The 24624-nt window shown below is 69.8% G+C and carries 20 protein-coding genes, 4 pseudogenes, 1 riboswitch and 1 other annotated feature; of the genes and pseudogenes, 13 read left to right on the top strand and 11 right to left on the bottom strand.

Annotated elements, in window-relative coordinates; translation table 11 throughout:
• Positions 1-88: 88 nt before the first annotated feature.
• Entirely contained in the window at positions 89-2671 is a 2583-nt protein-coding gene (locus PGN14_RS13690; protein ID WP_335300133.1) for a family 20 glycosylhydrolase, read from the top strand.
• The gene (locus PGN14_RS13685; RefSeq protein WP_335300131.1) at positions 2662-4860 is read left to right on the top strand and encodes a beta-glucosidase; all 2199 of its coding nucleotides are present in this window, start codon (positions 2662-2664) and stop codon (positions 4858-4860) included. The genes PGN14_RS13690 and PGN14_RS13685 overlap by 10 nt, the downstream gene beginning before the upstream one ends.
• A 24-nt stretch (positions 4861-4884) precedes the next feature.
• On the opposite strand, the gene PGN14_RS13680 is transcribed toward PGN14_RS13685, so the two are convergent.
• Both PGN14_RS13680 and PGN14_RS13675 read right to left on the bottom strand, forming a co-directional pair.
• A complete protein-coding gene (locus PGN14_RS13680) occupies positions 4885-6117 on the bottom strand; it encodes a GTP-binding protein (protein ID WP_335300130.1) in 1233 nt (410 codons plus the stop codon).
• A 56-nt stretch (positions 6118-6173) separates the two neighbouring features.
• Positions 6174-6536, bottom strand: a complete 363-nt coding sequence (locus PGN14_RS13675) for a gamma-glutamyltransferase (protein WP_335300129.1) — start codon at positions 6534-6536, stop codon at positions 6174-6176.
• Between the two features lie 114 nt (positions 6537-6650).
• On the opposite strand from PGN14_RS13675, the gene PGN14_RS13670 reads away from it, so the two are divergent.
• Positions 6651-7880: an NAD(P)/FAD-dependent oxidoreductase gene (locus PGN14_RS13670; protein ID WP_335300127.1), complete on the top strand. Its 1230-nt coding sequence runs from the start codon at positions 6651-6653 to the stop codon at positions 7878-7880.
• Positions 7877-8221, top strand: coding sequence for a YybH family protein (locus PGN14_RS13665; RefSeq protein ID WP_335300126.1), 345 nt, complete (start codon positions 7877-7879; stop codon positions 8219-8221). Before PGN14_RS13670 ends, PGN14_RS13665 begins: the two co-directional genes overlap by 4 nt.
• Positions 8222-8248: 27 nt before the next feature.
• On the opposite strand, the gene PGN14_RS13660 is transcribed toward PGN14_RS13665, so the two are convergent.
• From PGN14_RS13660 to PGN14_RS13635, 6 genes are read right to left on the bottom strand one after another with little or no spacing between them, the layout of a single operon-like run.
• The gene (locus PGN14_RS13660; protein ID WP_335300125.1) at positions 8249-9145 is read right to left on the bottom strand and encodes an RDD family protein; all 897 of its coding nucleotides are present in this window, start codon (positions 9143-9145) and stop codon (positions 8249-8251) included.
• Entirely contained in the window at positions 9132-10121 is a 990-nt protein-coding gene (locus tag PGN14_RS13655; RefSeq protein WP_335300124.1) for a stage II sporulation protein M, read from the bottom strand. Before PGN14_RS13655 ends, PGN14_RS13660 begins: the two co-directional genes overlap by 14 nt.
• Before the next feature lie 26 nt (positions 10122-10147).
• The gene (locus PGN14_RS13650) at positions 10148-11461 is read right to left on the bottom strand and encodes a DUF58 domain-containing protein (RefSeq protein WP_335300123.1); all 1314 of its coding nucleotides are present in this window, start codon (positions 11459-11461) and stop codon (positions 10148-10150) included.
• Between the two features lie 13 nt (positions 11462-11474).
• Positions 11475-12431: an AAA family ATPase gene (locus tag PGN14_RS13645; RefSeq protein WP_335300122.1), complete on the bottom strand. Its 957-nt coding sequence runs from the start codon at positions 12429-12431 to the stop codon at positions 11475-11477.
• Positions 12428-13702, bottom strand: coding sequence for a hypothetical protein (locus PGN14_RS13640; protein WP_335300121.1), 1275 nt, complete (start codon positions 13700-13702; stop codon positions 12428-12430). The genes PGN14_RS13645 and PGN14_RS13640 overlap by 4 nt, the downstream gene beginning before the upstream one ends.
• Positions 13699-14412 carry a DUF4129 domain-containing protein gene (locus PGN14_RS13635; RefSeq protein WP_335300119.1) on the bottom strand — a complete coding sequence of 238 codons (714 nt, stop codon included), beginning with the start codon at positions 14410-14412 and terminating at the stop codon, positions 13699-13701. Before PGN14_RS13635 ends, PGN14_RS13640 begins: the two co-directional genes overlap by 4 nt.
• Before the next feature lie 85 nt (positions 14413-14497).
• Here PGN14_RS13635 and PGN14_RS13630 point away from each other — a divergent pair, with 85 nt between their 5' ends.
• Positions 14498-15262: a hypothetical protein gene (locus PGN14_RS13630; RefSeq protein WP_335300117.1), complete on the top strand. Its 765-nt coding sequence runs from the start codon at positions 14498-14500 to the stop codon at positions 15260-15262.
• 44 nt (positions 15263-15306) lie between these two features.
• On the opposite strand, the gene PGN14_RS13625 is transcribed toward PGN14_RS13630, so the two are convergent.
• The 3 genes and pseudogenes from PGN14_RS13625 to PGN14_RS13615 form a co-directional block, all read right to left on the bottom strand.
• The gene (locus PGN14_RS13625) at positions 15307-16056 is read right to left on the bottom strand and encodes a methionine synthase (protein ID WP_335300116.1); all 750 of its coding nucleotides are present in this window, start codon (positions 16054-16056) and stop codon (positions 15307-15309) included.
• Positions 16057-16075: 19 nt separating this feature from the next.
• A pseudogene (locus PGN14_RS13620) lies at positions 16076-16336 on the bottom strand (methionine synthase); the annotation flags it as partial.
• A 28-nt stretch (positions 16337-16364) separates the two neighbouring features.
• Positions 16365-17348, bottom strand: coding sequence for a putative oxygenase MesX (locus PGN14_RS13615; RefSeq protein ID WP_335300115.1), 984 nt, complete (start codon positions 17346-17348; stop codon positions 16365-16367).
• Between the two features lie 122 nt (positions 17349-17470).
• Positions 17471-17693: riboswitch (cobalamin riboswitch) on the bottom strand.
• Between the two features lie 400 nt (positions 17694-18093).
• On the opposite strand from PGN14_RS13615, the gene PGN14_RS13610 reads away from it, so the two are divergent.
• The 8 genes and pseudogenes from PGN14_RS13610 to PGN14_RS13575 all read left to right on the top strand — a co-directional run.
• On the top strand, positions 18094-18771 hold the full coding sequence (locus PGN14_RS13610; RefSeq protein ID WP_335300113.1) for a TonB-dependent receptor plug domain-containing protein: 678 nt from the start codon (positions 18094-18096) through the stop codon (positions 18769-18771).
• A 70-nt stretch (positions 18772-18841) separates the two neighbouring features.
• A pseudogene (locus PGN14_RS13605) lies at positions 18842-19534 on the top strand (TonB-dependent receptor plug domain-containing protein); the annotation flags it as partial.
• 28 nt (positions 19535-19562) lie between these two features.
• Entirely contained in the window at positions 19563-20699 is a 1137-nt protein-coding gene (locus PGN14_RS13600; RefSeq protein WP_335300112.1) for a TonB-dependent receptor domain-containing protein, read from the top strand.
• Positions 20696-21364, top strand: a pseudogene (locus PGN14_RS16880) (tetratricopeptide repeat protein); the annotation flags it as partial. The gene PGN14_RS13600 and the pseudogene PGN14_RS16880, both read left to right, overlap by 4 nt.
• A gap of 91 nt (positions 21365-21455) precedes the next feature.
• Positions 21456-22634: a sulfotransferase gene (locus PGN14_RS13590; protein WP_443019517.1), complete on the top strand. Its 1179-nt coding sequence runs from the start codon at positions 21456-21458 to the stop codon at positions 22632-22634.
• A gap of 332 nt (positions 22635-22966) precedes the next feature.
• Entirely contained in the window at positions 22967-23686 is a 720-nt protein-coding gene (locus tag PGN14_RS13585) for an amidohydrolase family protein (RefSeq protein ID WP_335300109.1), read from the top strand.
• 252 nt (positions 23687-23938) lie between these two features.
• On the top strand, positions 23939-24157 hold the full coding sequence (locus PGN14_RS13580; RefSeq protein WP_335300108.1) for a hypothetical protein: 219 nt from the start codon (positions 23939-23941) through the stop codon (positions 24155-24157).
• Positions 24158-24225: 68 nt separating this feature from the next.
• Positions 24226-24281, top strand: a sequence feature (sul1 is cis-regulatory element that is thought to sense ions involved in sulfur or methionine metabolism; They are found in Alphaproteobacteria).
• A gap of 59 nt (positions 24282-24340) precedes the next feature.
• Positions 24341-24624, top strand: a pseudogene (locus PGN14_RS13575) (SulP family inorganic anion transporter); the annotation flags it as partial.

Below are 24624 nucleotides of genomic sequence, written 5' to 3'. Positions count from 1 at the left end.
TCGGCGTACTGGCGGCACGATCGCGGGCGAGGTAGCGGACCTCGGCAGCGGAAATCCTTTCCGCTCCGATCGTTGCGGGGAGCGTAGGATGCGGTTGCTCATTGCGGTGCTGGCATCGGCGGGGCTGCCCGCGCTTTCGGGTGCGACGCCGGCTCCCGCCGATCTGTCCCGCTTCGCCGCCGGGCTCGGCTATCGCGTCACGATCGTCGACAACCATCCGACCACCTGCCCGCGCGATCCGGCCGCCCCGCCCCCGCCGCCGGGGGCGCCGCCGCGACGCTGCATGATCGAGGACATCGACCTCGACACACCCGCGGACGTCACCCCGCCCGCGGGGCTGGAGATCGGCGCCAGCATCATCGGATCGGTGCTGGCAATCGACAGTGCCGAGTTCGACAGCCGCCTCGTCAACGGCGACGTCACGCTATTCTCGCTCAAGCCCGGGCATCTGCTGGCGCCCGGCCGGCATTACCGGCTACGGCTGACGACCAGCGTGCCGTTCTTCTCGCGCGCCTTCGTCCTGCCGCACGCCTGGGTCAGGGCACCCGGCGCCGCCCCCGCGGTGATCGCCGCGACGCGCCCCGGCACCGATCCGGACACCGGGCTGGAAACCCTGCCCTATATCGCGCCGATGACCGACGAGGCGCGGCTGGCGACCGCGGACGGCATCGACACCCACCGCTGGCTGACGCCGCCGCGCGCCTTCGACCGCTATGTCGCGCGGGGCGTCGGGACGCAGCCCGATATCGTCATCCTCCCCGCGCCGACGCAGGTGCGCCGTTCGGCCGGGGCATCGCTCGACCTGTCGCATGGCGTGCGCCCGGTCCTGTCGGGCGTATCGCGCGCGGTGATCGCGCCGGCGCTGGACGGCTTGGCCAGGGCGGGTATCGGGGCCGGCCCGGTCCCGCTGCGGATCGTAGTGGGCGACCGCGACCTGCCCGCGGAGGGCTATCGCCTCGACGTCGATGCCCAGGGTGTACGCATCACCGCGCATGACGCCGCCGGCGCCGCCTATGCCGTGCGGTCGCTGACGCAACAGGCGGAACATGACCATGGCGTGGTGCGGCCGCTGTCGATCGTCGACCACCCCCGCTACGGCTATCGCGGGCTCCACGTCGATATCGCACGCAATTTCCACGGGCGGGCCGAACTGCTGCGGCTGATCGAGCAGATGGCGGCGGTGAAGCTCAACACGCTGCACCTCCACCTCGCCGACGACGAGGGCTGGCGGATGGAGATCCCGGCGCTGCCCGAACTGACGCAGGTCGGCGCCTATCGCTGCCTGGCGCTCGACGATGCGACCTGCCTCCAGCCGCAGCTCGGCGCGGACCCGGCGCGCGACGCGGGCACCAACGGCTATCTCACCACCGCAGACTATCTCGCCATCCTCGCCGCGGCGAAGGCGCGCCAGATCACGGTCATCCCCTCGTTCGACATGCCGGGCCATTCGCGCGCCGCGATCAAGGCGATGGAGGCGCGCTACCGCCGGCTCGCCGCCACCGGCCGGACCGCGGAGGCAGAGCGCTATCGCCTGGTCGAACCCGCCGACGCGACCCGGTATCGCAGCATCCAGACCTATGACGATAATACGCTGAACGTCTGCATCCCGCAGACCTTCCGCTTCGTCGAGACGGTGGTGGCGCGGATGGCGGCGCTCCACGCCCGCGCCGGCGTGCCGCTGCGCCGCTTCCACATCGGGGCGGACGAGACCGCGGGCGCCTGGACCGGTTCCCCGGCATGCCGTGCGGAGGCGGCGCGGCTCGGCACCCCGGTCGCGCAGATGGGCGCCCGCTTCGTCGAGCGCGTGGCGACGATGCTGTCGCAGCAAGGGATCGAGCCGGCCGCGTGGAGCGACGGCCTTACCCATGCCGATCCCGCGGCGCTGCCGCCCACCATCCAGTCGAATGTGTGGAGCGGCCTGTTCGGCAATGCGGTGGCGGAGGCGCATGCGCAGGCCAACCGCGGCTGGACGGTGGTGCTGTCGATGCCGGACTTCACGTATCTCGACATGCCGCAGGCGGTCGATCCCGATGAATCCGGCGCGACCTGGGCGACGCGCGAGATCGACCTGTTCCGGCTCTATGCCTTCATGCCCGGCAATCTCGCCGCCAATGCCGCGGTGGCGACCGACATCCTGAACCGCACCGGCACCGTCGCGGACCCGGTTCCGCTCGCCCCCGGACGCGTGATCGCCGGGATCCAGGGGCAATTGTGGAGCGAGATGGTGCGGCGCGATTCGCAGGTCGAATATATGCTGTTCCCGCGCCTGTTCGCGCTCGCCGAACGCGCCTGGTCGCCCCCCGCGTGGGAGCCCGCCTATGCGCCGGGCGCGCGCTATGGCTATGGCGACGCGCGGGTCGATCCGGCGGCGCTGCTGGCGGGATGGCGCGACTTCGCCGGGCGGGTCTCGGCACGGCTGGGCGCGCTCGACCGCGACGGCATCGTCTATCGCCTCGCGCCGCCCGGTGCGCGCATCGCCGGCGGGCGGCTGGAGGCGGTGGCGGAACTGCCCGGCACGACGATCGAATATCGCGTCGCGGGCGGCGCCTGGACGCGCTACGCCGCGCCGGTGGCGGTCGACGGCCCGGTCGCGGTGCGCAGCCGCACCCCGGATGGCCGCCGCGCCAGCCGCACCGTCACGGTCGTTCCGACGCGGGCGGCGTGGCAGTGAGGCGCCTTCTTCCCTTCGCGCTGGTGATGATCGCTGCACCTGTCCCCGCGGCGGAGGGCGACCGGGCGTGGCAGGACCCCGCGCTGTCGCCCGATCGTCGCGCCGCGCTGGCGCTGGCGGCGATGACGCGCGAGGAAAAGCTGGTGATGGTGATCGGCGCCTTCGCCTCAGAACAGGTCGGCAAGCCGGAGGTCCATGCGCCCGCCGCCGCGCGGGACGGATCGGCGGGCTATGTCCCCGGTGTCCCGCGGCTCGGCATTCCGCCCTTGTGGGAGGCGGACGCCGCGATGGGCGTCGCGACGCAACCGACCGCGCGCACCGCGCGCGCCGCGATCGCGCTTCCTTCCACGCTGGCGACGATCGCGAGCTGGGATGAGGACATCGCGCGGCGCGGCGGCGCGATGATCGGCGGCGAGGCGCGCCGCTATGGCTTCAACGTGCTGCTGGCGGGCGGGATCAACCTGACGCGCGAGCCGCGCAACGGCCGCAACTTCGAATATGGCGGCGAGGATCCGCTGCTCGCCGGGCGGATGGTGGGCGCGCAGATCGCGGGTATCCAGTCCAATGGGATCGTCTCGACGATCAAACATTATGCGCTCAATGCGCAGCAGACCGACCAGTTCACGCTCGACGCGCGGATCGACCGTGCCGCGCTGCGCCAGTCCGACCTTCTCGCCTTCCAGATCGCGATCGAGCGCGGACGGCCCGGCGCGGTCATGTGCGCCTATAATCGCGTCAACGGCGCCTATGCGTGCGAGAACGACTGGCTGCTGAACCATGTCCTGAAGCGCGGCTGGCGCTATCCCGGCTGGGTCATGTCGGACTGGGGGGCGGTGCATTCGACGGTGGCGGCGGCGAATGCGGGCCTCGACCAGCAATCCGCCGCGACCTTCGATGCTTCGTCCTATTTCGGCCCGCCACTGGCGCAGGCGGTCGCGCGCGGTGCGGTCAGCCCCGCGCGGCTCGACGACATGGTGCGGCGCATCCTGCGCTCGATGTTCGCCAACGGACTGGTCGACCGCCCCGTCGCGATCGCGCCGATCGATGCCGCCGCCGACCGCGCGGTGGCGCAGGATGCCGCGGAGCGGGGCGCGGTGCTGCTGCGCAACGCGCGCGATACCTTGCCGCTGCGTGCCGCGGCGCTGCACCGCGTCGTCGTGATCGGCGGTCATGCCGATGTCGGCGTGCTGTCGGGCGGCGGCTCGTCGCAGGTGCATCCGGTGGGGGGCAATGCGGTGCCCGGCCTCTCCCCCACCAGCTGGCCCGGGCCGGTGATCTATCTGCCGTCCTCGCCGCTGGCGGCGCTGCGGCGGCTGCTGCCGGGAGTTCGCGTCGCCTATCTCGACGGCAGCGATCCCGTCGCCGCGGCGCGTGCGGCGGCGGAAAGCGACGTCGCGATCGTCTTCGCGACGCAATGGACCGCGGAATCGCAGGATACGTCGCTGACGCTGCCCGACGGACAGGATGCGCTGATCGCCGCCGTCGCGGGCACGGCGCGGCGCAGCGTCGTCGTGCTGGAAACCGGCGGTGCGGTGCTGATGCCCTGGGCGGATCGCGTCGACGCGATCCTGCAGGGCTGGTATCCGGGGGCGGGCGGCGGTGTGGCGCTGGCGCGGCTGCTGACCGGTGCGGTCAATCCGTCCGGGCACCTGCCGATCACCGTCCCGCGCGACGACGCAGCGGGTCGCTGCACCCCGCTGCATGGCACGCCCGCACCGGGCACCGCCTTCGCGGTCGATTATTGCGAGGGTGCGGCGGTGGGCTACAAGGCGTTCGACCGCGACGGGCGTGCGCCGCTCTTCGCCTTCGGCCACGGCCTGTCCTACACCCGCTTCGCGTTCGACGCCCCCACGGCGGCCCGCGCGAGACGCGGCGTCCGGGTGTCGTTCGCGGTCCGCAATACCGGCACGCGCCGCGGCGCCGCCGTGCCGCAACTCTATGTCGAGCGCGCGGACGGCGGCTTTGAGGCGCCACGCCGGCTGGCGGGTTGGGCAAGGCTCGACCTGCCCGCCGGCACCATGCGACGCGCGACGATCACGGTCGATCCGCGCCTGCTCGCCAGCTACGACAGCGCGACCGAGCGATGGGTGATCGCGGGCGGACGCTATCGCTTCCGTCTCGGCACCTCGTCGCGCGATCTCGGCCCGCCCGTCAGCCTCATGCTGTCGGCGACGCGCTTCGCCGATTGAGCCGGCGTCGGGCGGCCGCAGCGGTCATTCGGCGGCCTCCAGCTGACGCTCTCCCCAGGCGGGGAACGGATCGCGCAAGGTCGCCCATAGCGCGGGGGTGACGGCGGCGGCAGGCACGAGGCAGGCGTCGAGCCGCCGCCGGATGCGCTGCTCGTCCATGTCGATGCCGATGATCACCAGCTCCTGCCGCCGGTCGCCCCATACCGGATCCCAGTGCCTCGCGACGAATTCCTCGAACCGGCCGTCGTCGGGCCACTGGTTCTTCGGGATCGAGGCCCACCAGCGGCCCATGCGCGCCGTCTCCACCTGGCTACCCGCCACCGCGAGTTCGCCGACCCAGTCGGCGCGCGTCGCCAGCCAGAAATGGCCCTTGGCGCGAACGACATGGTCGAGCCGGCCATCGGTAAGGAAGGCATGGAACCGTGCCGGATCGAACGGCTGGCGGGCACGATAGACGAAGCTCTCGATCCCATATTCCTCGGTTTCGGGCTGATGATGGGCATAGCCGTACAGCTCCTTGGCCCAAAGCGGGTGACGCGCCGCCTTCTCCTCGTCGAACAGGCCGGTCGCGAGCACGAGATCGAGGTCGACGCGGCCGTGATCGGCGGGCACGATCATCGCATCGGCATTGAGGCTGGCGACCAGCTTCCTCACGACCGCGCGTTGCTCCGGCGATACCGACGACGCCTTGTTGACGATCACGACATCGGCAAATTCGATCTGCTCGACCAGCAGGCCGACCAGACTGCGCGTGTCCTCCTCGCCCATCGTCTCGCCGCGATCGGCGAGGAAATCCTGGCTCGAATAATCCGCCAGCAGGTTCAGCGCGTCGACCACCGTCACCATCGTGTCGAGCCGCGCGACATCGCCCAGCGAGGCACCGTTCTCGTCCCGGAAGGAGAAGGTGGTCGCGACGGGCAACGGCTCGGAGATGCCGGTGCTCTCGATCACCAGATAATCGAACCGCCCCGCCTCCGCGAGCGTGCGCACCTCGGCCAGCAGGTCGTCGCGCAACGTGCAGCAGATGCAGCCGTTGGTCATCTCGACCAGTGCCTCTTCGGACCGCGACAAGGCCGCCTCGCCGCCGCGGACCAGATCGGCGTCGATGTTCACCTCCGACATGTCGTTGACGATCACCGCCACCCGCCGGCCCTCGCGGTTGGCGAGGATGTGATTGAGAAGCGTCGTCTTCCCTGCTCCGAGGAAGCCGGACAACACCGTTACCGGCAAGCGTGCGTCACCCGCGAACTGGCTCATTTCTACAGACTCCTGTGTCACCATTCTCAGGATGATATATTATCTCATTCTGATTGTCATCGGATAGTGGTCGATCGGCACCGCCCGCTATCCAGGAAGCGGGGCGGCGCGGGCGCGCGTCTGATACCCGCCGCTGCCTCCGCGATCAGCGCATCGCCGCCGCCCTGGTTGATCCGCGGCCGCTCCGCGGCTTCGGCGACGTTCAGGCGGTGGTCGATCACGTTCGACAGCAACGGCACCATCGTCGCGATGATATAGCCGCCGCCGGGCGTCCCGGTGACCAGCCACGGACGCTCTTCCCGGAACACGATCAGCGGCGTGATCGTCGAGCCGACGCGCTCGCCGGGTCCGGGCGGATCAGCGCGGCGCGCTCCGCGGCAGAGGTCTTGCTCGCCAGCCCGTTGCGGGGCGTCTGCCAATCCGGCGCGCCCTGATCAATCATTCCCGCTTATCAAAGCGATGCCCGCATGTCACACTGGCCCGACAGCGCCTGAAAAAGGCGTTCGGAAAGGACATTTCGGAGAGGACAGGGCGTGACCCACGATCTCATCATCGTCGGCGGCGGCATCGGCGGATCCGCGCTGGCGGCCGTGATGGCGCGCGCGGGCCGGCGCGTATTGCTGCTGGAGAAATCCACCGCTTATGAGGATCGCGTCCGCGGCGAGTGGATCGCGCCCTGGGGTGTCACCGAGACGAAGCGGACCGGGCTGTACGACGCGCTGGTGGCGGCGGGCGGGCACCATCTGACCAGCCATGTGACCTATGACGAAACGCGCGATCCCGCCGCCGCGGAAGCCGGCGCGCTGCCGCTGGGGATGTTCGCGGACGGCGTGGTGGGGCCGCTGTGCATCCGCCACCCGGTCCACTGCCAGACGCTGTTCGACCAGGCCGTCCTCGCCGGTGCGGAGGCGCTGCGCGGCGTCGCGGTGGGCGCGATCACGCTCGGCGCGTCGCCATCGGTCGCCTATGTCCACGAGGGCCGCGAGCAGGTCGCCACCGCGCCGCTGGTGGTCGGTGCGGAGGGGCGCCAGTCGCAGGTTCGCCGTGCCGCGGGCCTGACGCTCCATCAGGACAAGCCGCATCACTGGTTCGCCGGGCTGCTGGTCGACGATGTGGCGGGGGTCGATCCGCTGCGCCAGACGATCGGGACCGAGGGCGATTTCGCCTTCCTCACCTTTCCGCAGGGCGATGGCCGCGTCCGCGTCTATGGCGGCTGGGACCTGCCGGCAAAGACGCGCTTCGCCGGGGCGGAGGGGCCGCGCCGCTTCCTCGATGCCTTCCGCCTGCGCTCCGCGCCGCATAACGAGGCGATCGCGGCCGGCACCCCGGCGGGGCCGCTGTTCGCTTATTACAACAACAGCGCGCTGGCCGAGCGGCCGTTCGCGCCCGGCGCGGTGCTGATCGGCGACGCCGCCGGATGGAACGATCCGATCCTGGGGCTGGGGCTGTCGATCACCTATCGCGACGTGCGGATCGTCAGCGACATCCTGCGCGCCACCCCCGACGGCGCCGCACCGGATTTCCGCCCCTATGAGGAGGAGCGGGTCGAGCGGATGCGCCGCCTGCGGCTCGCAGCCGAAATGCAGGCGACGCTCGACATGGAATTCGGTGAGGATGCGCGCAACCGCCGTCGCCGCTATCACGAAGGTGCGGCCGCGGACCCGACGCTGGGGCTGCACGGCGTCGCCGTCCTCGCCGGGCCGGAGGCGGTGCCCGCCGACATCTTCGAGCCGGCGCACGTCGCCCGGGTGGTGGGAGCATGAGCATGGACATCGCACGCTACAATGCCGACTGGCTGGCACGCTGGACCGCGAAGGACGTGCCCGGGCTGCTCGGCTTCTATGCCGAGGATTGCCGCTACATGGATCCGCAGACCGCCGGCGGCATCACCGGCCATGCCGCGCTGGAGGCCTATCTGACCCAGCTCTTCGCCGCGACCCCGGCGATGACCTACACCCCGGACGAGACATGGCCGATCCCCGGCGGCTTCTGCGGCCGCTGGTATTGCGATATCGAGGGCGGCGGGCGGCTGCGCGGGTTCGACCTCGTCCTGCTGGACGGCGATCGTATCGCGCTGAACGAAGTGTACGTGCACCAGCTCTGAGCGGCCTGCGCCGCGCCGGAACAGACCCTATGCTGCGGCATCGCGCGGCACGCGCGGCGCGCCGTGCTTGTCCTCGCGGCGTCGTCCGACCATGATGCCCCGTTCCAGTCGGCCGCACAGTGCCTCGTAATAATCGGACAGGAAGCCCAGATCGTCGCCGTCGTCGGGCAGCCCCGCCTTGCGCCGGATCGTCGCGGCGACCGTGGCGACCGCCGCCTCGCGCCGCGCGCGAAGGACGTCCTCCAGCATCTGCAATTCATAGACGCCGTAGAGGTCGAGCGCGGCGTCGGTGAAGACGCGCCGCGGCACCGGATCGTCCGCGCGATCGACCACCGCGCGGCTCGACGCATCGCGCGCATCGTTGACCACCCAGGTGCCCGCGAGCAGATCGCCGACGCGCAGCCGGTCGCGGTTGAACAACGGGAACAGGAAGAAGATGCCCGCCCACAACAGCGAGAAGACGGCCATGAACCCGCCGATGCGATCGTTGCTGGCGCCGTCCATCGCCAGGAACGACAGCGGCAGAAAGATTTCCACCTCGCGCAGCGCGTTGCGCGCGATCACCGCGGCGGGAGTAAGCCGTCCGCCGTCGCGCGCGATCACGCGCAGCCCCAGCACGCGCTTGCCCGGCGTCGCCCCGCGGCGGCCCATCTCGAACAGCGCGAACCAGCCGTTGCGCAGCACGAACAGCCCGACCAGCCACAGGATCCCGGCGAGTTCCCCGCGATCCTCCGGCCGGCCAAGCAACGCGATCCCGGCGGTGGCGAGCGCCATCAGCAGGAGGATCGCGATCCAGTCGAGCAGGAACGCCATGGCGCGCGCGGTGGCGCTGCCCAGCTCGATGCGCAGGTCGACTCGCTCCGGCGTCATGAACCGGCGCACCAGCGATGGCGGCGGGGCGGTCTGGCGCCTAGTCCAGCGCATCGCGCGGCCCCGACCAGTGCGGCAGGTAGAGATAGGCGATCCAGCCGGCGAGCGCGGCGACGCCGATCGCGAAGCGTAAGCCGTCCGACTGCACCGTCTGGCGCCCGATCCCCTCCAGCACGCCCGCCACCATCAGCATGCAGACCGCGCCGCCCATCGCCACCGCCGCCTCGCGCCCCGCGGTGACCGCGGCGTCGGCGCGCGCCTCGCGCCCCGGGAACGCCACCGCCGATCCGATCCGCACCCCCGCCGCCGACGCGATCGCGACCGCCAGCAGCTCGGTCGTGCCGTGGATCGTCAGCCAGCCGGCGAAGCCGACCGCCAGCCCCTTGTCCGCGAACACCGCCACCATCGCGCCCAGCATCAGGCCATTGTAGGTGACCAGCATCAGCGTCGGGATCGCGAAGGCGAACCCAAGGGCGAAGGCGAAGATGGCGACCTGGCTGTTGTGCGTGAACAGCGACACCGCGAAGGTCGCCAGCATCTCCTGCTTCGCGCCATAGATCGACGATCGCAGCGCCTCCACGCTCGCGGTCGGGTTGCGCCCGGACGCCATGCCGTCGGGGATCAGCGCATAATACCAGGCGGGGTCCGCGCGCACGAGGAAGAAGCCCGCCACCGCGCCCGCCGCCATCAGCATCAGGCAGAACAACGTCTCGCGCCACAGCGCGCGGGTCGCCTGCGGCCAGCCGCGGCGCAGAAAGGTGCCGAGCTGGCGCCACGCCGACGTCTGCACGCCGTAGAGCTGGAAATAAGCGCGCGTGCACAATTGTTCGAGATAGGTCGCCAGCCCGCGGTCGAGCGAGGTGGCGCGCGCGACCGACAGCGAGGTCAGCGCGCTGCGATAGAGCGACGGAAGCGCCAGCAGGTCGTCGTCGTCGAGCGACCGGGCGGACCTCTTCTCCAGCCGCGTCACGATCGTCTCCAGCCGTTGCCATTCCGCGGCATAGGCCTCGCGGAAGCGCGCGGCGTTCATCGGCGGGCCGTGGGGAGCGGGATCGGTCACAACAGGTTCCGGCGCTTCAGGTCGATATAGCCCTCGACCAGCCGGGTCGCGACCTCGTCATGGCCGCTTTCGATGACATGCGCGCCCAGGTGGCGCAGGCGCGTCAGCACCATCAGGCGATCGCGCAACAGCGCCGCCGCGGTCACCGCGCGGGTGACGTCGTCGGGCGTCTGCGGCGCGCGGTCCAGGATCGCCTCCAGTTCTTCGTCGCGCAGCACGACCACCAGCAACAGGTGCCGGTGCATCAACCGCGCCGCGGCGCGCACCATGAAGTCGGCGGAGACGAGATCGGTCACCTCGGTGAAGAGCACGATCATCGACCGCCGCGTCAGCCGCGCCGCCAGCGTCGACAGCGCGAAAGTGTAGTTGGTCTCTTCCTCGCTATACGCGATCCGCGCCGCCAGCCGCTGCAACGCACCGAACGCAGCGGCGCCGCCGACCAGCCCGCCGGCGATGCGCGGGCGCGCATCGAACGTGTTCAGCGCGACGCGATCGCCCAGTTTCAGCGCGACCCAGCCGGTCAGCAGCATCGCCGACACGATCCGGTCGAGCCGGCTGAGCCCCGCCACCGGCTCCGACATCTGTCGCCCCGCGTCGATCGCGAAGACGATCTGGCTGTTGCGCTCGGTACGATATTCCTTGGCGTGCAGCTTCTGGTGGCGCGCCGATTGCTTCCAGTCGATCGCGCGCCGGTCCATCCCGCTGCGGAACTCGACCAGCGCGTCGAAGTCCGCGCCGTCGCCGCGATCGACTTGTACCATCAGCCCCTGGAGCGCGTGGCGCTGGAAGATCTGCGCCCCGCGTTCGTGCACCGGCGTCAGGTCGGGCAGGATGGCGGCGTGCGCGTCCAGCGCCACCACCTGCTGCTTCCACGCCAGCCGCAGCGCGCCGGGCCAGCGCAGCCACAGCCGGTCGAGCGTCGCGGTGCCGCGGCGCACCGCGCGATAGCCTATGGCGTACCGGCCCCCGCCGGCAGCGAGATCGAGCGAGGTGATGCCGGCATCCACCCGCTCCAGCAGCGCATTGCCGCCGATGTCGAAGGCGATGCGGGACGGCGCGGCGCCCTCCACGACAATCGTCAGCGCGGCGTCGAGCGTGGTGCCCACCCCCGCCGTCGCCGGCAGCGTCACCGTCGCGCGCACCCGGCCCGGCCGCAGCCCCGTCAGCGCGTCGGCGATCGTCAGCGCCAGCACCCCCAGCGGCCAGGCGAGCGCGACCTGCCACTGCGCCGGCAGGATCAGCGCGACCAGCAGCACCACCGGCAGGCCGGCGAGCGTCGCCAGAACCGCGAGACGGGTGGGGTAGATCATCGCGGCAGCGGCGTCAGCGCGGTGCGTCGATCGTCTCGATGATGCCGGCGACGACATCGTCGATCTGTCGCCCGTCGATCTCCGCGGCGGGCGACAGGATCAGGCGGTGGCGCAACAGCGCCGGCGCCAGCGCCTTCACATCGTCGGGAATGACGAAGTCGCGCCCCTCGATCGCGGCGCGCGCGCGGGCGGCACCGGCCAGCATCACCCCCGCCCGGGGGCTGGCCCCGCTTTCCAGGTCGGCGACGCCGCGGGTCGCGCGAACCAGCGCCAGGATATAGTCGGTCACCTCGTCGACCATCCGCACCTCGGCGACCGCGGCCACCGCACCCTCCAGCCGGGCCGCATCCGCAACCGGGGCAACGCCCCAGTCGTCGGGCGCCATCGCGTGCTTGCGCGCACCGTGACGCGCGATGATGCGCCTCTCCTCCTCGGCGGAGGGATAGCCGACGGTATGTTTGAACAGAAACCGGTCGAGCTGCGCCTCGGGCAGCGGGTAGACGCCCTGTTGCTCGATCGGGTTCTGCGTCGCGATGACGGTGAAGCGGTCGCTGAGCGGCAGGCTGGTGCCGTCGATCGTCACCGTGCGCTCCTGCATCGCCTCCAGCAGCGCGGCCTGCGTCTTGGGCGGGGTACGGTTGATCTCGTCCGCCAGCAGCAGCTCGGTGAAGACGGGGCCACGCGTCAGCGTGAACGCGCTGGTCTGAAAGTTGAACAGGTTCGCGCCGATGATGTCGCCCGGCATCAGGTCAGGCGTGAACTGGATCCGACCGAACCCGATCCCCAACGCGCGCGCGAACGACGCCGCGAGCAGCGTCTTCGCGGTGCCCGGCGGCCCTTCGAGCAGGATGTGCCCGCCCGAGAAGAGCGCGATCAGCATCAGTTCCACGGTCGCTTCCTGCCCAACCACCGCGCGCGCCACCTCCGCGCGGATGTCCGCGGCCAGCGCCTGGACGTCGTTCACCGTCACCGATCTCTCCCTATCCTGCTCGTCGACCAGGCGTGCAGCGCACGCGCGGCCCTCAAAACGGCGTGGCGGTCGCCCGCGGCTTCCACCGCGCCGGCCAGTTGCGAATAATGCGGCGCGTCGCCGATCGTATCGAGATAGGCGGTCAGCGCCACGCCCTGCACACGTCCCGGCACGCCGAACGCGCGCGCCACGCGGTCGCGGATCGCCGCGGCGTAGCGCGCGCCCATCGCCGCCTCGCGCCCTGCCTTGCGCACCAGCGCAGCGCTGTTGTCGACCAGCGCCGTCTTGCCCGCGGGGATCGGATCGCGGCGCGGCACGATCGGCCCGAACCGCGCCAGCGCGCGCCACCCCACCAGCGACAGCGCCACGGCCAGCGTCAGCGTCATCGCTAGGAACGGCGGCTCGAACATCAGCTTGAGCGGGTTCTGCGTCGGCCCCAGCCCGTTGAAGGACACGTCGAACGCGATCCCCTTCGCCCGGCGCGGGTCCAGCGCGTCCAGCATCGCCAGCGCCGCGGCGGCGCGGTCCAGCTCCTTCACGCCGAGGTTGTCGATCAGGTCGGGATCGGACAGCACGTACCGCGGCGTGGTGCCGATCTGCGCCAGCACGATGGCGCCGTGCCGGTCGACCACCAGCGGGCGGAGCACCGGCCGCGCCGCCTGCTCCTCCCCGTCCTCATGCGCCTCCTCATCCGCATCCTCGTCCGGCGGCGCGAAGGTCGCGCCGGTGATGACCTGCATCCGCCATGGCGCGCGCAGCCGCACGGTTTCGGGGAAGGCGGTGGTGGCCAGCACCTCGCCACCGTCGTCCCGGCGCCGCGCCATCGCGAAGCGGATCCCCGGCGCCAGCACGCCGATCGGCTCCGACAGCGGCAACATGCCGGTGCGCCGCACCCAGCCGGTACGGTCGGGGTCGGCCTCGGTCCGCCATTTGGGCAGCACGAACAGCGTCGGGACATAGTCGCGGTTGGTGAGCGCGGCGCTGATGTTGACCTCCCCCCGCTCCGGCGTGGCCACCAGCAGGTCGGGGGTGTTGAACAGTCGCGGGTCGCGCACGATGCGCGGGTGGCGCCCGGTCGCCCGTGCGAGCTCGACCAGCGCGCTGTACCCGGTCGCCGCATCCGACAGCGCGTGCCCGCCGCCGTTGCGCCCGGATCGCAGGTCGGGGGCGAAGGCGCCCAGGACCAGCATCGCGACGAAGCCGACCACGCCGACGGCGATCAGGATGGCGACCGTCATCGTGCGGAACGGCCCCGGTGCGCTGGTGCTCATCCCTGCCACCCGCGCGGCAGCGCGAACTCGGCATAGGCGGCGCGGCACCGCTCCCACTCGCCCGCATCGACGGCACGGCCGCCGAACAGGCTGCGCTCCACCACCGCCGCCAGGTCCGCGAACAGGCGGCGCGGCGCGGCGGGGATCGCCTCCGCGCGCGCCAGGTCGCGGCTGGTCAGCGCGGGGCGCACCAACCGCGGGCGACGGCGCGCGATATCGTCGACGCTGCGCAACAGGATATGGTGGATCGCCTCCGCGAAGCGCCCCTCGCTCGCCAGTGCGTCGGCCTGTTCCAGCCAGCGCCGCGCGGGTGCCGCATCGGGGGTCCAGTCGCTCGCCGGATCCACGTCCGCCGCCGCGGCGGCGACGGTCGCGCGCCGCCATCGCCACGGCAGCCGCCACGCACCCTCGCGCAGGCGCGCCACGACCGCGGCGACCACCAGCAGCGCAAGGACCGCCAGCATCGTCCACAGCACGATGCGCGCATACGGTGCATCCGGCATGAACCCGCCGATCCAGCGCAGCAGGCGACCGATCGGCGACAGGATCCAGCGCGTCCATTCGCCCAGCGCCTGCAACCAGGCGGGGGCGTGCGCCGGCGGATCGGCGGGGGGCAGGTCGAACTGCACGTCCCCGGCCTCGCGCAACGCGCGATGCGCCGCGGCCAGTCGTGCGTCCGCGCCCGCCGCCATGCCTGTCGATGCCCCCATTCGGCAGGCATCTATTCACATCCCGAGTGACAAATCCACAATCTTGCGACAGGTTCGGGAGAATTGCTGAACAGGGGGGCGAACGATGCAAGACAATGAGGCGCGCAAGGCAGCGCCGCTGGCGATCGGAACGGTATTGGGGGGCGCGTTCGGGGTGATGCGCGGCAACCCCGCCACGGTCTTCGCGATCGCATTCCTGCTCGGCGCCTTGCCGCAACAGCTTTTCGGCTATCTCCTGACGGTCGAAACCGGGGACAACCCCAATGCGCAACTGGGCAAGGGAGCGCTATTCTTTGGATTTCTTGTGGTTTTCCTGCTCGGCAGCATGTTGTCTCAGGCCGCATTGGTGCGCACGACCAGCGCCTATCTGGAGGGGCGCAGCATCGGCCTCGGCGAAAGCCTGCGCGGCGGATTGGCGAAGGTGCTGCCGCTGCTGGGGCTGTCGATCCTGCTCGGGCTGGGCGTGATGCTGGGCATGGCGCTGCTGTTCGTGCCGGGCGTCATCCTGTTCGTGATGTGGTCGGTGGCGGCGCCCGCGCTGGTCGAGGAGGATGCCGGCGTGACCGAGGCGTTCGGGCGCAGCCGCGCACTGACGAAGGGCGCGCGGTGGCGTATCTTCTTCGTGATGGTGGTGGCGCTGGTCATCACCTGGCTGCTGGCGGCGGTCGCGGCGATCCCCGGCGCGATCCTGAGTGAAGGGTCCGGCATCGCGGGGACGCTGGTGGTCGGCGCGTTCACCGCGACGATCACGACCGCCTTGTGGTCGACGCTGCTCACCAGCCTGTACTTCACGCTGCGCGAGCGGGGCGAAGGGCCGCAGACCGACCGGCTGGCGGAGGTCTTCGCCTGAGCGGCGCCAAGACGTCGCCGCCCCCCCCTTCTCCCGATCCCGGGTCAGCCCCCCAATTCGCCACGGACGATCGCCGCACCCGCAGCCAATGCCGCCAGCTTGCCCCGCGCGACCGTGCGCGACAGCGGCGCCATCCCGCAGTTGGTCGCCGGATAGAGCTTGTTCGCATCGACGAAGCGGAGCGCGTTGCGCAGCGTGTCGGCGACCTGTTCCGGCGTCTCGATCGTATCGGTCGCGACGTCGATCGCGCCGACCATCACCGTCTTGCCGCGGATCAGCTCGATCAGGTCCATCGGCACGCGCGAATTCTGGCATTCCAGCGAGATGATATCGATCGACGATTTCTGGAGGTTGGGGAAGGTTTCCTCATATTGCCGCCATTCGGCGCCGAGCGTCTTCTTCCAGTCGGTGTTGGCCTTGATGCCATAGCCGTAGCAGATGTGGACGGCGGTCTCCGCGTTCAGCCCCGCGGCCGCGCGTTCCAGCGTGGCGATGCCCCAGTCGTTGGCCTCGTCGAAGAAGACGTTGAACGCGGGTTCGTCGAACTGGATGATGTCGACGCCGGCGGCTTCCAGCTCGCGCGCTTCCTCGTTGAGGATGCGGGCGAATTCCCAGGCCAGCTTCTCGCGGCTCCGATAATGCGCATCGTACAGCGTATCGATCATCGTCATCGGCCCCGGCAGCGTCCACTTGATCGGCCGGTCGGTCTGCGCGCGCAGGAACCGCGCATCGTCGACGAAGACCGGGCGGGGGCCGCGACACGGCGCCCACGACCGTCGGCACGCTGGCGTCATAGCGGTTGCGGATGCGCACCGTCTCGCGCTTGTCAAAATCGACGCCGTCGAGATGCTCGATGAAGGTCGTGACGAAATGCTGGCGGGTCTGTTCACCGTCGCCGAGGATATGGATGCCCGCCTGCCGCTGATCGTCGACCGCCAGGCGCAGCGCGTCCTGCTTGCCCGCGATCAGTTCCTCGCCCTCCAGCTTCCACGGCGACCACAGGGTCTCGGGCCGGGCGAGCCAGGAAGGCTTGGGCAGGCTGCCCGCGGTCGTCGTCGGCAACAATGTCGTCATGATACGAATACCTTCGTGTGCGGGGGGATCACAGGCCGCAGCTCGCGGACCAGCGCCGGAGCGCGGCACCGTGCGGCTTGATGACATGCTCTTCGGCGAACTTGCCCTGCAGGGCGGCGAGCCGGCTGCGCTCCTCGCGATCGTAGAGGATGCGCGTCAGCGAATAGTCCTGGTACGTCAGGCTGGGCCGGTACTGCTCCGCCGCCACGGAATTGGCGTTGTAGATCTCCGGACGGTAGATCTTCTGGAACGTCTCCATCGTCGCGATCGTGCTGGCGAGTTCGAGGTTGGTATAGTCGCTGACCAGATCGCCGATATGATAGAAGGCCAGCGGCGCGACACCGTGCGGCGGCATGAAGTAGCGCACCTTCATGCCCATCTTGGCGAAATATTCGTCGGTCGGGGAGCAGCTGTCGTTGCGATACTCGACGCCCAGGATCGGATGGACGTTGGCGGTCCGGCGATAGACCTCCCGGCTCGACACGCTCAGGCAGATGACGGGCGCCTTGCGGAAATGGTCGCGATAGGCGCGCGAATCGAGGAAGCGCCTGAACAGGTTGCCGTGCAGATCGCCGAACCCCTGCGGCGCGCCGCCACCTCCGCTCCTGAGGTGATCGGGCAGGACAACGCTGAAATCGTAATCCCGGACGTAGGAGGAAAAGTTGTTGCCGACCATGCCGTCGATGCGCTCGCCGCTGGCCCCGTCGATGACGGCGGTCTGCAGGATCTCGATCAGCGGGAAGGTTTCGTGGCCGTCGCCCTCCCCGGTTCCAAGCATGGCCGAGACGATCCGCAGCTCCATCGTGTAGCGATCGCCCGCGGGATTGTCCCAGTGCATCAGCGCGTTGAAGCGATGGTCGATCATCACCAGCGTGTTGCGCAGATTCTCCCGCCGGCATTCCCCGCGCGCGAGGTTGGCGAAATTGGTGGTGATCCGCGTGTTGTCGGCGGGACGATAATCCTCGTCGAAGGGGATGCTGCTGATCGTGAACGTGAACCCGCTGTTCGTCATGACTCACCTCGCATAGCGGGCGGAGGTCAGGCGAAAGCGCGCAAGGCATGAAGGGGTCCGGCCGGCATCGCCCCGGGGATCCACGCGTCAAGCGCGATCCACCGGAGGAACCCCCGTCCGAGGAACGTTATGGCGTCGGAGGCAGGTCTCCTGGCTCACGGGTCAACACGGTGGCTCCGGCCTTCCCGGGCTCGTTGCAAAGCCCAGTGACACGAAATGGAGCCGCCGCTCGCCGCTTACAGTTGCGGGGGCAGCGCCGGATTCTGCCCTGACGGACACCACCGGCTTCCCGTCTTAGCCCCACCGCCATGCCTGGGATGGGGAACCTCGACATGGCCGTTCAACACCATCGGCGCGGTGCTGTCAACATCCATATAAAGATATCTTTATATCTTGATGTGGCGACGACAGTCTGAGGCAGCAGCCTCCATCCCGGGATTGCGGACACAGACAAGATAGCTGGACCGACGACCAGACGCCAGAACCTAAATGAATAAAGAATGACGAGAAAGTTACATTCGAGAATCGATCCTATCTTTCTCACTTTCCTTCAAATTGATCTTTGCCGTCATTCAGACCGAAATGCCGTTCGTTTCATGAAAATGACATTTTATATTCCGCCCATGCCGTTTTGCGGCAGCTGTGGCCGGAAACAGGTGATTAGCATCTGCGTCGGATAGCGCGCTCCCCCGCAGGACGCGCACCACGTTGGCGGGTCGGACGCAGACTAATCCAGAGGAGCATCATGAGGTTCTACCTGCTCACGACGTCGGCGCTCGCCCTCGTCACGCCGCTATCCGCCTATGCCGATTCCGGCCAGACGGCGCAGACCCCGACGGATAACGGTGTCGACACGATCGTGGTGACCGGCACGCGCCAGTCCGGCATGCGGGCCAGCGACAGCCCGGCGCCGATCCAGGTCGTGGGGGCCGCCGCGATCCAGAACGTCGGCCCGGTCGATTTGGGCGGCGCGCTGGCGCGCTCGCTGCCGTCGCTGAACGTCCAGGGCTTCGGCAACGATACCGCCAACCTGACCCTGTCGGTCGCGCTGCGCGGGATCAGCCCCAACGACACGCTCGTGCTGGTCAACGGCAAGCGCCGCCACACCACCGCCAATCTGGCGGTCGCCGGCGGCAGCCCGTTCTCGGGCGGGGCGACCACCGACCTCAGCTTCGTGCCGGTCGCGTCGATCCAGCGCATCGAGGGTGCTGCAGGACGGTGCCGCGGCGCAATATGGGTCGGACGCCATCGCCGGTGTCGTCAACATCATCACCAAGCGCGCACGCGACGGCGGCACCGTGGTGCTGAACGGCGGCGGCAATTACGAGAATGGCGGCAAGACCGCGACCGCCGCGGTCAACGCCGGGTTCGGGCTGGGCGAGCGTGGCTATCTGAACCTGACCGGCGAGTATCGCTACCATGACTTCACGCAGCATGGCGCGTGCGATCGCCGCTATTTCGACGCCGATTGCACGCTGACCGCGACCAATCCGGTGGTGGTCGCCGGGCTGAAGGCGTCGCCGGGCTATCCGCGCGTCAACCGCATCAACGGCGATGCGACCTACAAGATCTACAACGCCACCTTCGACGCAGGCTACGAGCTGACCGACGCGGCCACCGTCTATGCCTTCGGCAGCTACGGCAACCGCACCGCACGCTCGAACCAGAATTATCGCGATGGCGCGCGCGTGTCGGGCACCACCAGCACCGGCACCACCGTCTATCCGCTGCCCAACGGCTTCTCGCCGCAGGAAGGGCTGCGCGAGGAGGATTTCTCGTTCACGTCGGGGCTGAAGGGCGCGGCGTCGGGATGGACCTACGACCTGTCGGCCACCTATGGCCGCGACGCGGTGAAGATCGATACGCTGGGTTCGGCGCATCGCGTCATCTTCCGCCAGCTCCAGTCGCAGAGCGCGACCCCGCTGACCGACCTGCAACGCAACTTCTACGACGGGCAGCTCTCGAACGGGGAGCTCACCGCCAACCTCGACCTGACGCACGAATTCGCGGTCGGGCTGGCCAAGCCGGTGACGCTGGCGCTGGGCGCGGAATATCGCCGCGGCACCTATGAGGTCGCGGCCGGAGAGTTCGCGGCCTATGCCTATGGCGGTGCGCAGGGTTATCAGGGCTTCGCGCCGACCGACGCGGGCAGGTATCGCCGGCGTTCCTACGCGTTCTACGCCGATCTGGCGGTCGATCCGACCGACGCGCTGCATGTCGAGGTCGCGGCGCGGCACGAGCATTTTTTCCGATTTCGGATCGGTGCTGACCGCGAAGGGCACCGCGCGCTACGATTTCTCCCCCGCCTTTGCGCTGCGCGGAACGGTGTCGAACGGCTTCCGCGCGCCGACGCTGGCGGAGGAATATTATTCCGCGGTCAACATCGGGCCGGGCTATGTCTATGGCCAGCTGCCCGCCAATTCGGACGCGGCGCAGCTGCTCGGCTTCTCCAGGCTGAAGCCGGAGAAATCGACCAATTTCTCGCTGGGCATGGTCGCGCATCCCGCCCCGGCGCTCCAGCTGACGGTCGACGCCTACCAGATCAGAATCCGCGACCGCATCGTCGGGTCGGGCGACCTGTTCGGCTCCAACGGATCGACGATCGTGTCGCAGGCGGTGCTGGACGCGCTGGCGGCGCGGCGCATCTCGCTGGCGGATGCGACCTCCTATGCCGGGATCGACATCTTCACCAACGGCGCGGACACGCGTACCCGCGGCGTGGAGGCGACCGCATCCTATGCCAGCGACTTCGGCGATGCCGGGCATGTCGACTGGTCGCTGGGCGTCAATCACAACAAGACCGAGCTGACGCGGCTGATCGACCTGCCTGCCGCGGTCTATAATGCGGCGCAGGGACAGACCGCGCTGATGACGCGCTATGCGATCGACGCGCTGACCACCGCCACGCCGCGGATGAAGGTGATCGCGGGTGCGACGTGGAACCGCGGGCCGCTGTCCGTCGACCTGCGCGAAACGATGTACGGCGAGACCAGCCAGCATCTGAGCCCGGACGGATCGGGATCGGGCACCAATGCCCGGCTGGTGACGATCGGTACGACGTTCATCACCGACCTGGATGTCGGCTACAAGGTGACGCCGGCGGTGCGGTTCAACGTCGGTGCCAGCAACCTGTTCGACAAGCAGGCGCCGCAGATGCCGACGATCGTCGCCAATGGCGTGACGCGGCCGTTGCTCAACAACGTCTATCGCGCCGCCATCGCGTTCACCCCCATGGGGGATCAACGGGGGCTATTATTACGCGCGGCTGACGTTCAAGTTCTGACGTCGACCGGCCCGGCCCCGATCTCCCGGGGCCGGGCCGGAGCCGGAGGCCCGTGCGACCGTAGATGACCGATCCCTTCGCCACCGCCGCCGCCGCGCTGGCAGAGGACGCGCCCACCGCGGAGCGGCTGGCGCGCGCGCTGATCGCGGCGCATCCGGGCGATCCGCGCCCCCGGCTGATCCTCGCCTCCGCGCTGCGGCGACGCGGCGATGCCGGTCGCGCGCTGCCGATCCTGACCGATCTGGCGCGTGCGTATCCGCGCGCGGCGCGCACCCGCTACGAACTGGGGCTCGCGCTGGGGATGACGGGGCAGCCGGCGGAGGGCGTGGCGCAGCTCGACGTCGCGGTGCAGCTCGACCCGCACCTGATCGAGGCATGGGAGGCGCTGTCGGACGCCGCCTTCGCGATCGGCGACTATGCGCGCGAGACGACCGCGCGCGCCGCGCTCGCCCGGCTGACGGGGGCCGAAGCGATGCTCGCCGCACTCGCCGAGCAGGTGACGCTGGGACACTTCGATCGCGCGGAGCCACGGTTGCGCGCGCACCTGCTGGCGCACCCCGACGATGTCGAGGCGCTGCGGCTGCTCGCCGCCTGCTATGTCGCGGCGCGCGCCTATGACGATGCGGAGACGCTGCAGCGCCACGCGCTGGCGATCGACCCGACGCTGGTGCGGACGCGGTTCGATCTCGCGCACACGCTCTTCGCCCGGCAGCAGGCGGAGGCGGCGCTGGCCGAACTGGCGCCGCTCGAAGCCGGTGACCCCGACAATCCGGCCTATCAGAACCTGCGCGCGGGCTGCCTCGCGCTGCTTGGCGACGATCAGGGTGCGGAGGCGCTGCACGGCATGCTCGCGGCGCGCTACCCCCGCGAACGCGCGGATCGCGGTCAATCACGGCCATGCGCTGCGCACCAGCGGGCACCGCGACCGCGCGATCGCCGCCTATCGCCGGGCGCTCGCGCTCGATCCGCGCAACGGCGAAGCGTGGTGGAGCCTCGCCAACCTGAAGATCGCCGCGCTGACCGCCGCCGACGAGGCCGCGATGCGCGCGCTGCTGGCGGACGCTTCGTTGCCGGAGGTCGACCGGATGCGCCTGTCCTATGCGCTGGGCCGGCGGCTGGAGGATGACGCGCAGGCCGGGGAGAGCTTCGCCTGTTATGCCCGTGGCGCGGCCATCGCGCGGCGGCGTGGCGCGGCCCTCATCGACCATCGCGCCCATGCCGCACAGGTCGCGCGCGTCTTCACCGCCGACTTCTTCGCCGCGCGCGCGGGCTGGGGCGTCGACGATGCCGCGCCGATCTTCGTCGTCGGGCTGCCGCGCTCCGGCTCGACACTGGTCGAACAGATCCTGGCCAGCCATGCCGCGGTCGAGGGGACGATGGAGCTGTCCTATATGGGGGCGATCGCGGCGCGGGTGGGCGACGGGGCGGAGGCGCTGACGCGCGCCGAGGTGCGCGCGCTGGGCGAGGACTATCTCGCGCGTGCCGCGATCCACCGGCGGCTGGGGCGACCGCGTTTCGTCGACAAGATGCCGAACAATTTCCGCCACGTCGGGCTGATCCGGCTGATCCTGCCGCGCGCCACGATCATCGACGTGCGGCGCGCGCCGATGGCGACGTGCTTTTCCTGCTTCAAGCAATTGTTCGCCGAGGGGCAGGACCATTCCTACGACCTGGGCGATCTGGGCCGATATTACCGCTATTATCTGACCATCATGCGCCACATGACCAGCGTGCAGCCCGATGCGGTCCACCGGGTGATCTATGAGGACCTGGTGGAGGCGACCGAGGTGGAAGTGCGCCGGCTGGTCGCGGCGGCGGGGCTGCCGTTCGATCACGCCTGTTTGCGGTTCTTCGAAAATGATCGCGCGGTGCGCACCGTGAGTTCGGAGCAGGTGCGCCAGCCGATCTATCGTTCCGGGCTGGACCATTGGACCATGTTCGCGCCGTGGCTGGGCGCGTTGCGGATCGCGCTGGGCGACGCCATCGACGACTGGCGGTCGTAGCGATCGACCTTGCACGCGGAGCGGGGCGCGACACCCTCGGTCGCCAGCGGCGCGATCCCGCGCTATCCGGGGCGCCATGAAGATGCTCCTTCCCGCATTGGCCTTGCTGCTCGCCTCCGCCGCCCCCTGCCCCGCCACCAGCGGCCGACACGATCGTCCGGCACGTCACCATCATCGACGTCGAACGCGCCCGGGCGCAGCCCGGTCAGGCGATCGTCCTTCGCGGCGAGGAGATCGTCGCGGTCGGCCCCGACGCCACGATCGCGAGAGGATGGCGCGCCGCCGCCAGTGTCGAGGGTCGCGGCCGGTTCGTCATTCCCGGTCTGTGGGACATGCACGTCCATTTCGGCGGCGGGCCGGACCTCATCGCCGAGAATGAGGCGCTGTTTCCGCTCTATGTCGCGCACGGCATCACCACGATCCGCGATTGCTCGGGCGACCTTCCGGACCAGGTGCTCGCCTGGCGGCAGGCGATCGCCGACGGCACGCTCCTGGGTCCGCGTCTGCTCACCTCCGGCGCGAAGATCGAGGGGCTGAAGCCCGTGTGGAAGGGCACGATCGAGGTCGGCAGCCGCGCCGACGTCGATGCCGCCATCGCCCGATTGCAGCGCGACCGCGTCGATTTCGTCAAGATCACCGACAGCACGCTGGATCCGCAACTGTTCCTGTACGCGCTCGGTCGCGCGAAGGCCGTCGGGCTGCGCACCTCGGGGCATATCCCCATGGCGTTGACGGTCCGGCAGGCGGTCGACGCGGGGATCAGCTCGATCGAGCATATCGGTTACGCCTTCAAGGCGGGCGTGAAGGACGAAGCGGCCATTGCCGCCGATGTCGCGGCGAAGCGTATCGACCGCGCCGAGGCCAATCGCCGCATCCAGGCCGGCTTCGACGAGGCCACCGCAATGGCCGCCTATCGCCTGTTCGCGCAGCGCGGCGTGTTCGTCACGCCCACGCTCAACGGCAGCCGCATCCTCGCCTATCTCGACCGCGACGGACCATGCGAACGATCCGTATCTCGCCTATATCGGGCCGAAGCTGCGCAAGACCTATGACTGGCGCATCGGACGCGCCGCCGGGGCCGATGCCGGCGCGATCGCGGCACGACATGCGGAATATGAACGCAGCGCCGCGGTGCTGCCGATGCTGCAGAAGGCGGGGGTGACGATCATCGCCGGCACCGACGCGGGCTTCCTCAACTCCTTCAACTATCCCGGCATCGGCCTTCACGACGAACTGTCGCTGTTCGTGTCGAAGGGCCTGACGCCGCCCCAGGCGCTGGCGTCGGCCACACGCGCCGGCCCGCAATGGTTCGGGCAACTGGACCGCTACGGCAGCATCGCGGCGGCAAGGCGGCCGACCTCGTCCTGCTCGACCGCAACCCGCTCACCGACATCGCGGCGACCCGCGCGATCCGCGCCGTCATCCTGCGCGGCAAGACCTACGACCGGGCGGCGCTCGACGCGATGCTGGCGACGGTGAAGGCGAAGGTCGCGGCCGAGAACCAACGCCTCCGGGGCGGATGACGGCCGGGATCGACGATCGACGATGGTTGCGTGCGACCGGCTCCTTCATTTAAGAGCGCCGGCAATCGCAAGGACCCGGTGAGACCCCGGGTGGCTATGCCGGCCGCCGATCCGCCGGACAACATCACACATGAAACCCGAATGCGCCGCCTGATGCGCCATGTGCCCTGATGTGGATCTTCCATGACATTCGATCTCGCTTCCTATCGCCGCCAGTGGTTCACTGACGGCGCCGCCGCCCGCCGCGACGTGCTTGCCGGCATCGTCGTCGCGCTCGCCCTCATCCCCGAGGCGATCGGTTTCTCGATCATCGCCGGGGTCGATCCGCGCGTCGGCCTGTACGCCTCGGTGGCGATCGCCATCACGATCGCGCTGGTCGGCGGCCGCCCCGGCATGATCTCGGCCGCGACGGCCGCGGGTCGCGGTCGTCGTCGTGCCACTCGTGCGCGAGCATGGCGTCGATTTAT

The organism is Sphingomonas adhaesiva (assembly GCF_036946305.1).
GTDB lineage: Bacteria > Pseudomonadota > Alphaproteobacteria > Sphingomonadales > Sphingomonadaceae > Sphingomonas > Sphingomonas adhaesiva_B.
The sequence above is the reverse complement of the archived record's forward strand: the minus strand, read 5'-3'. Positions and strand labels throughout refer to the sequence as shown.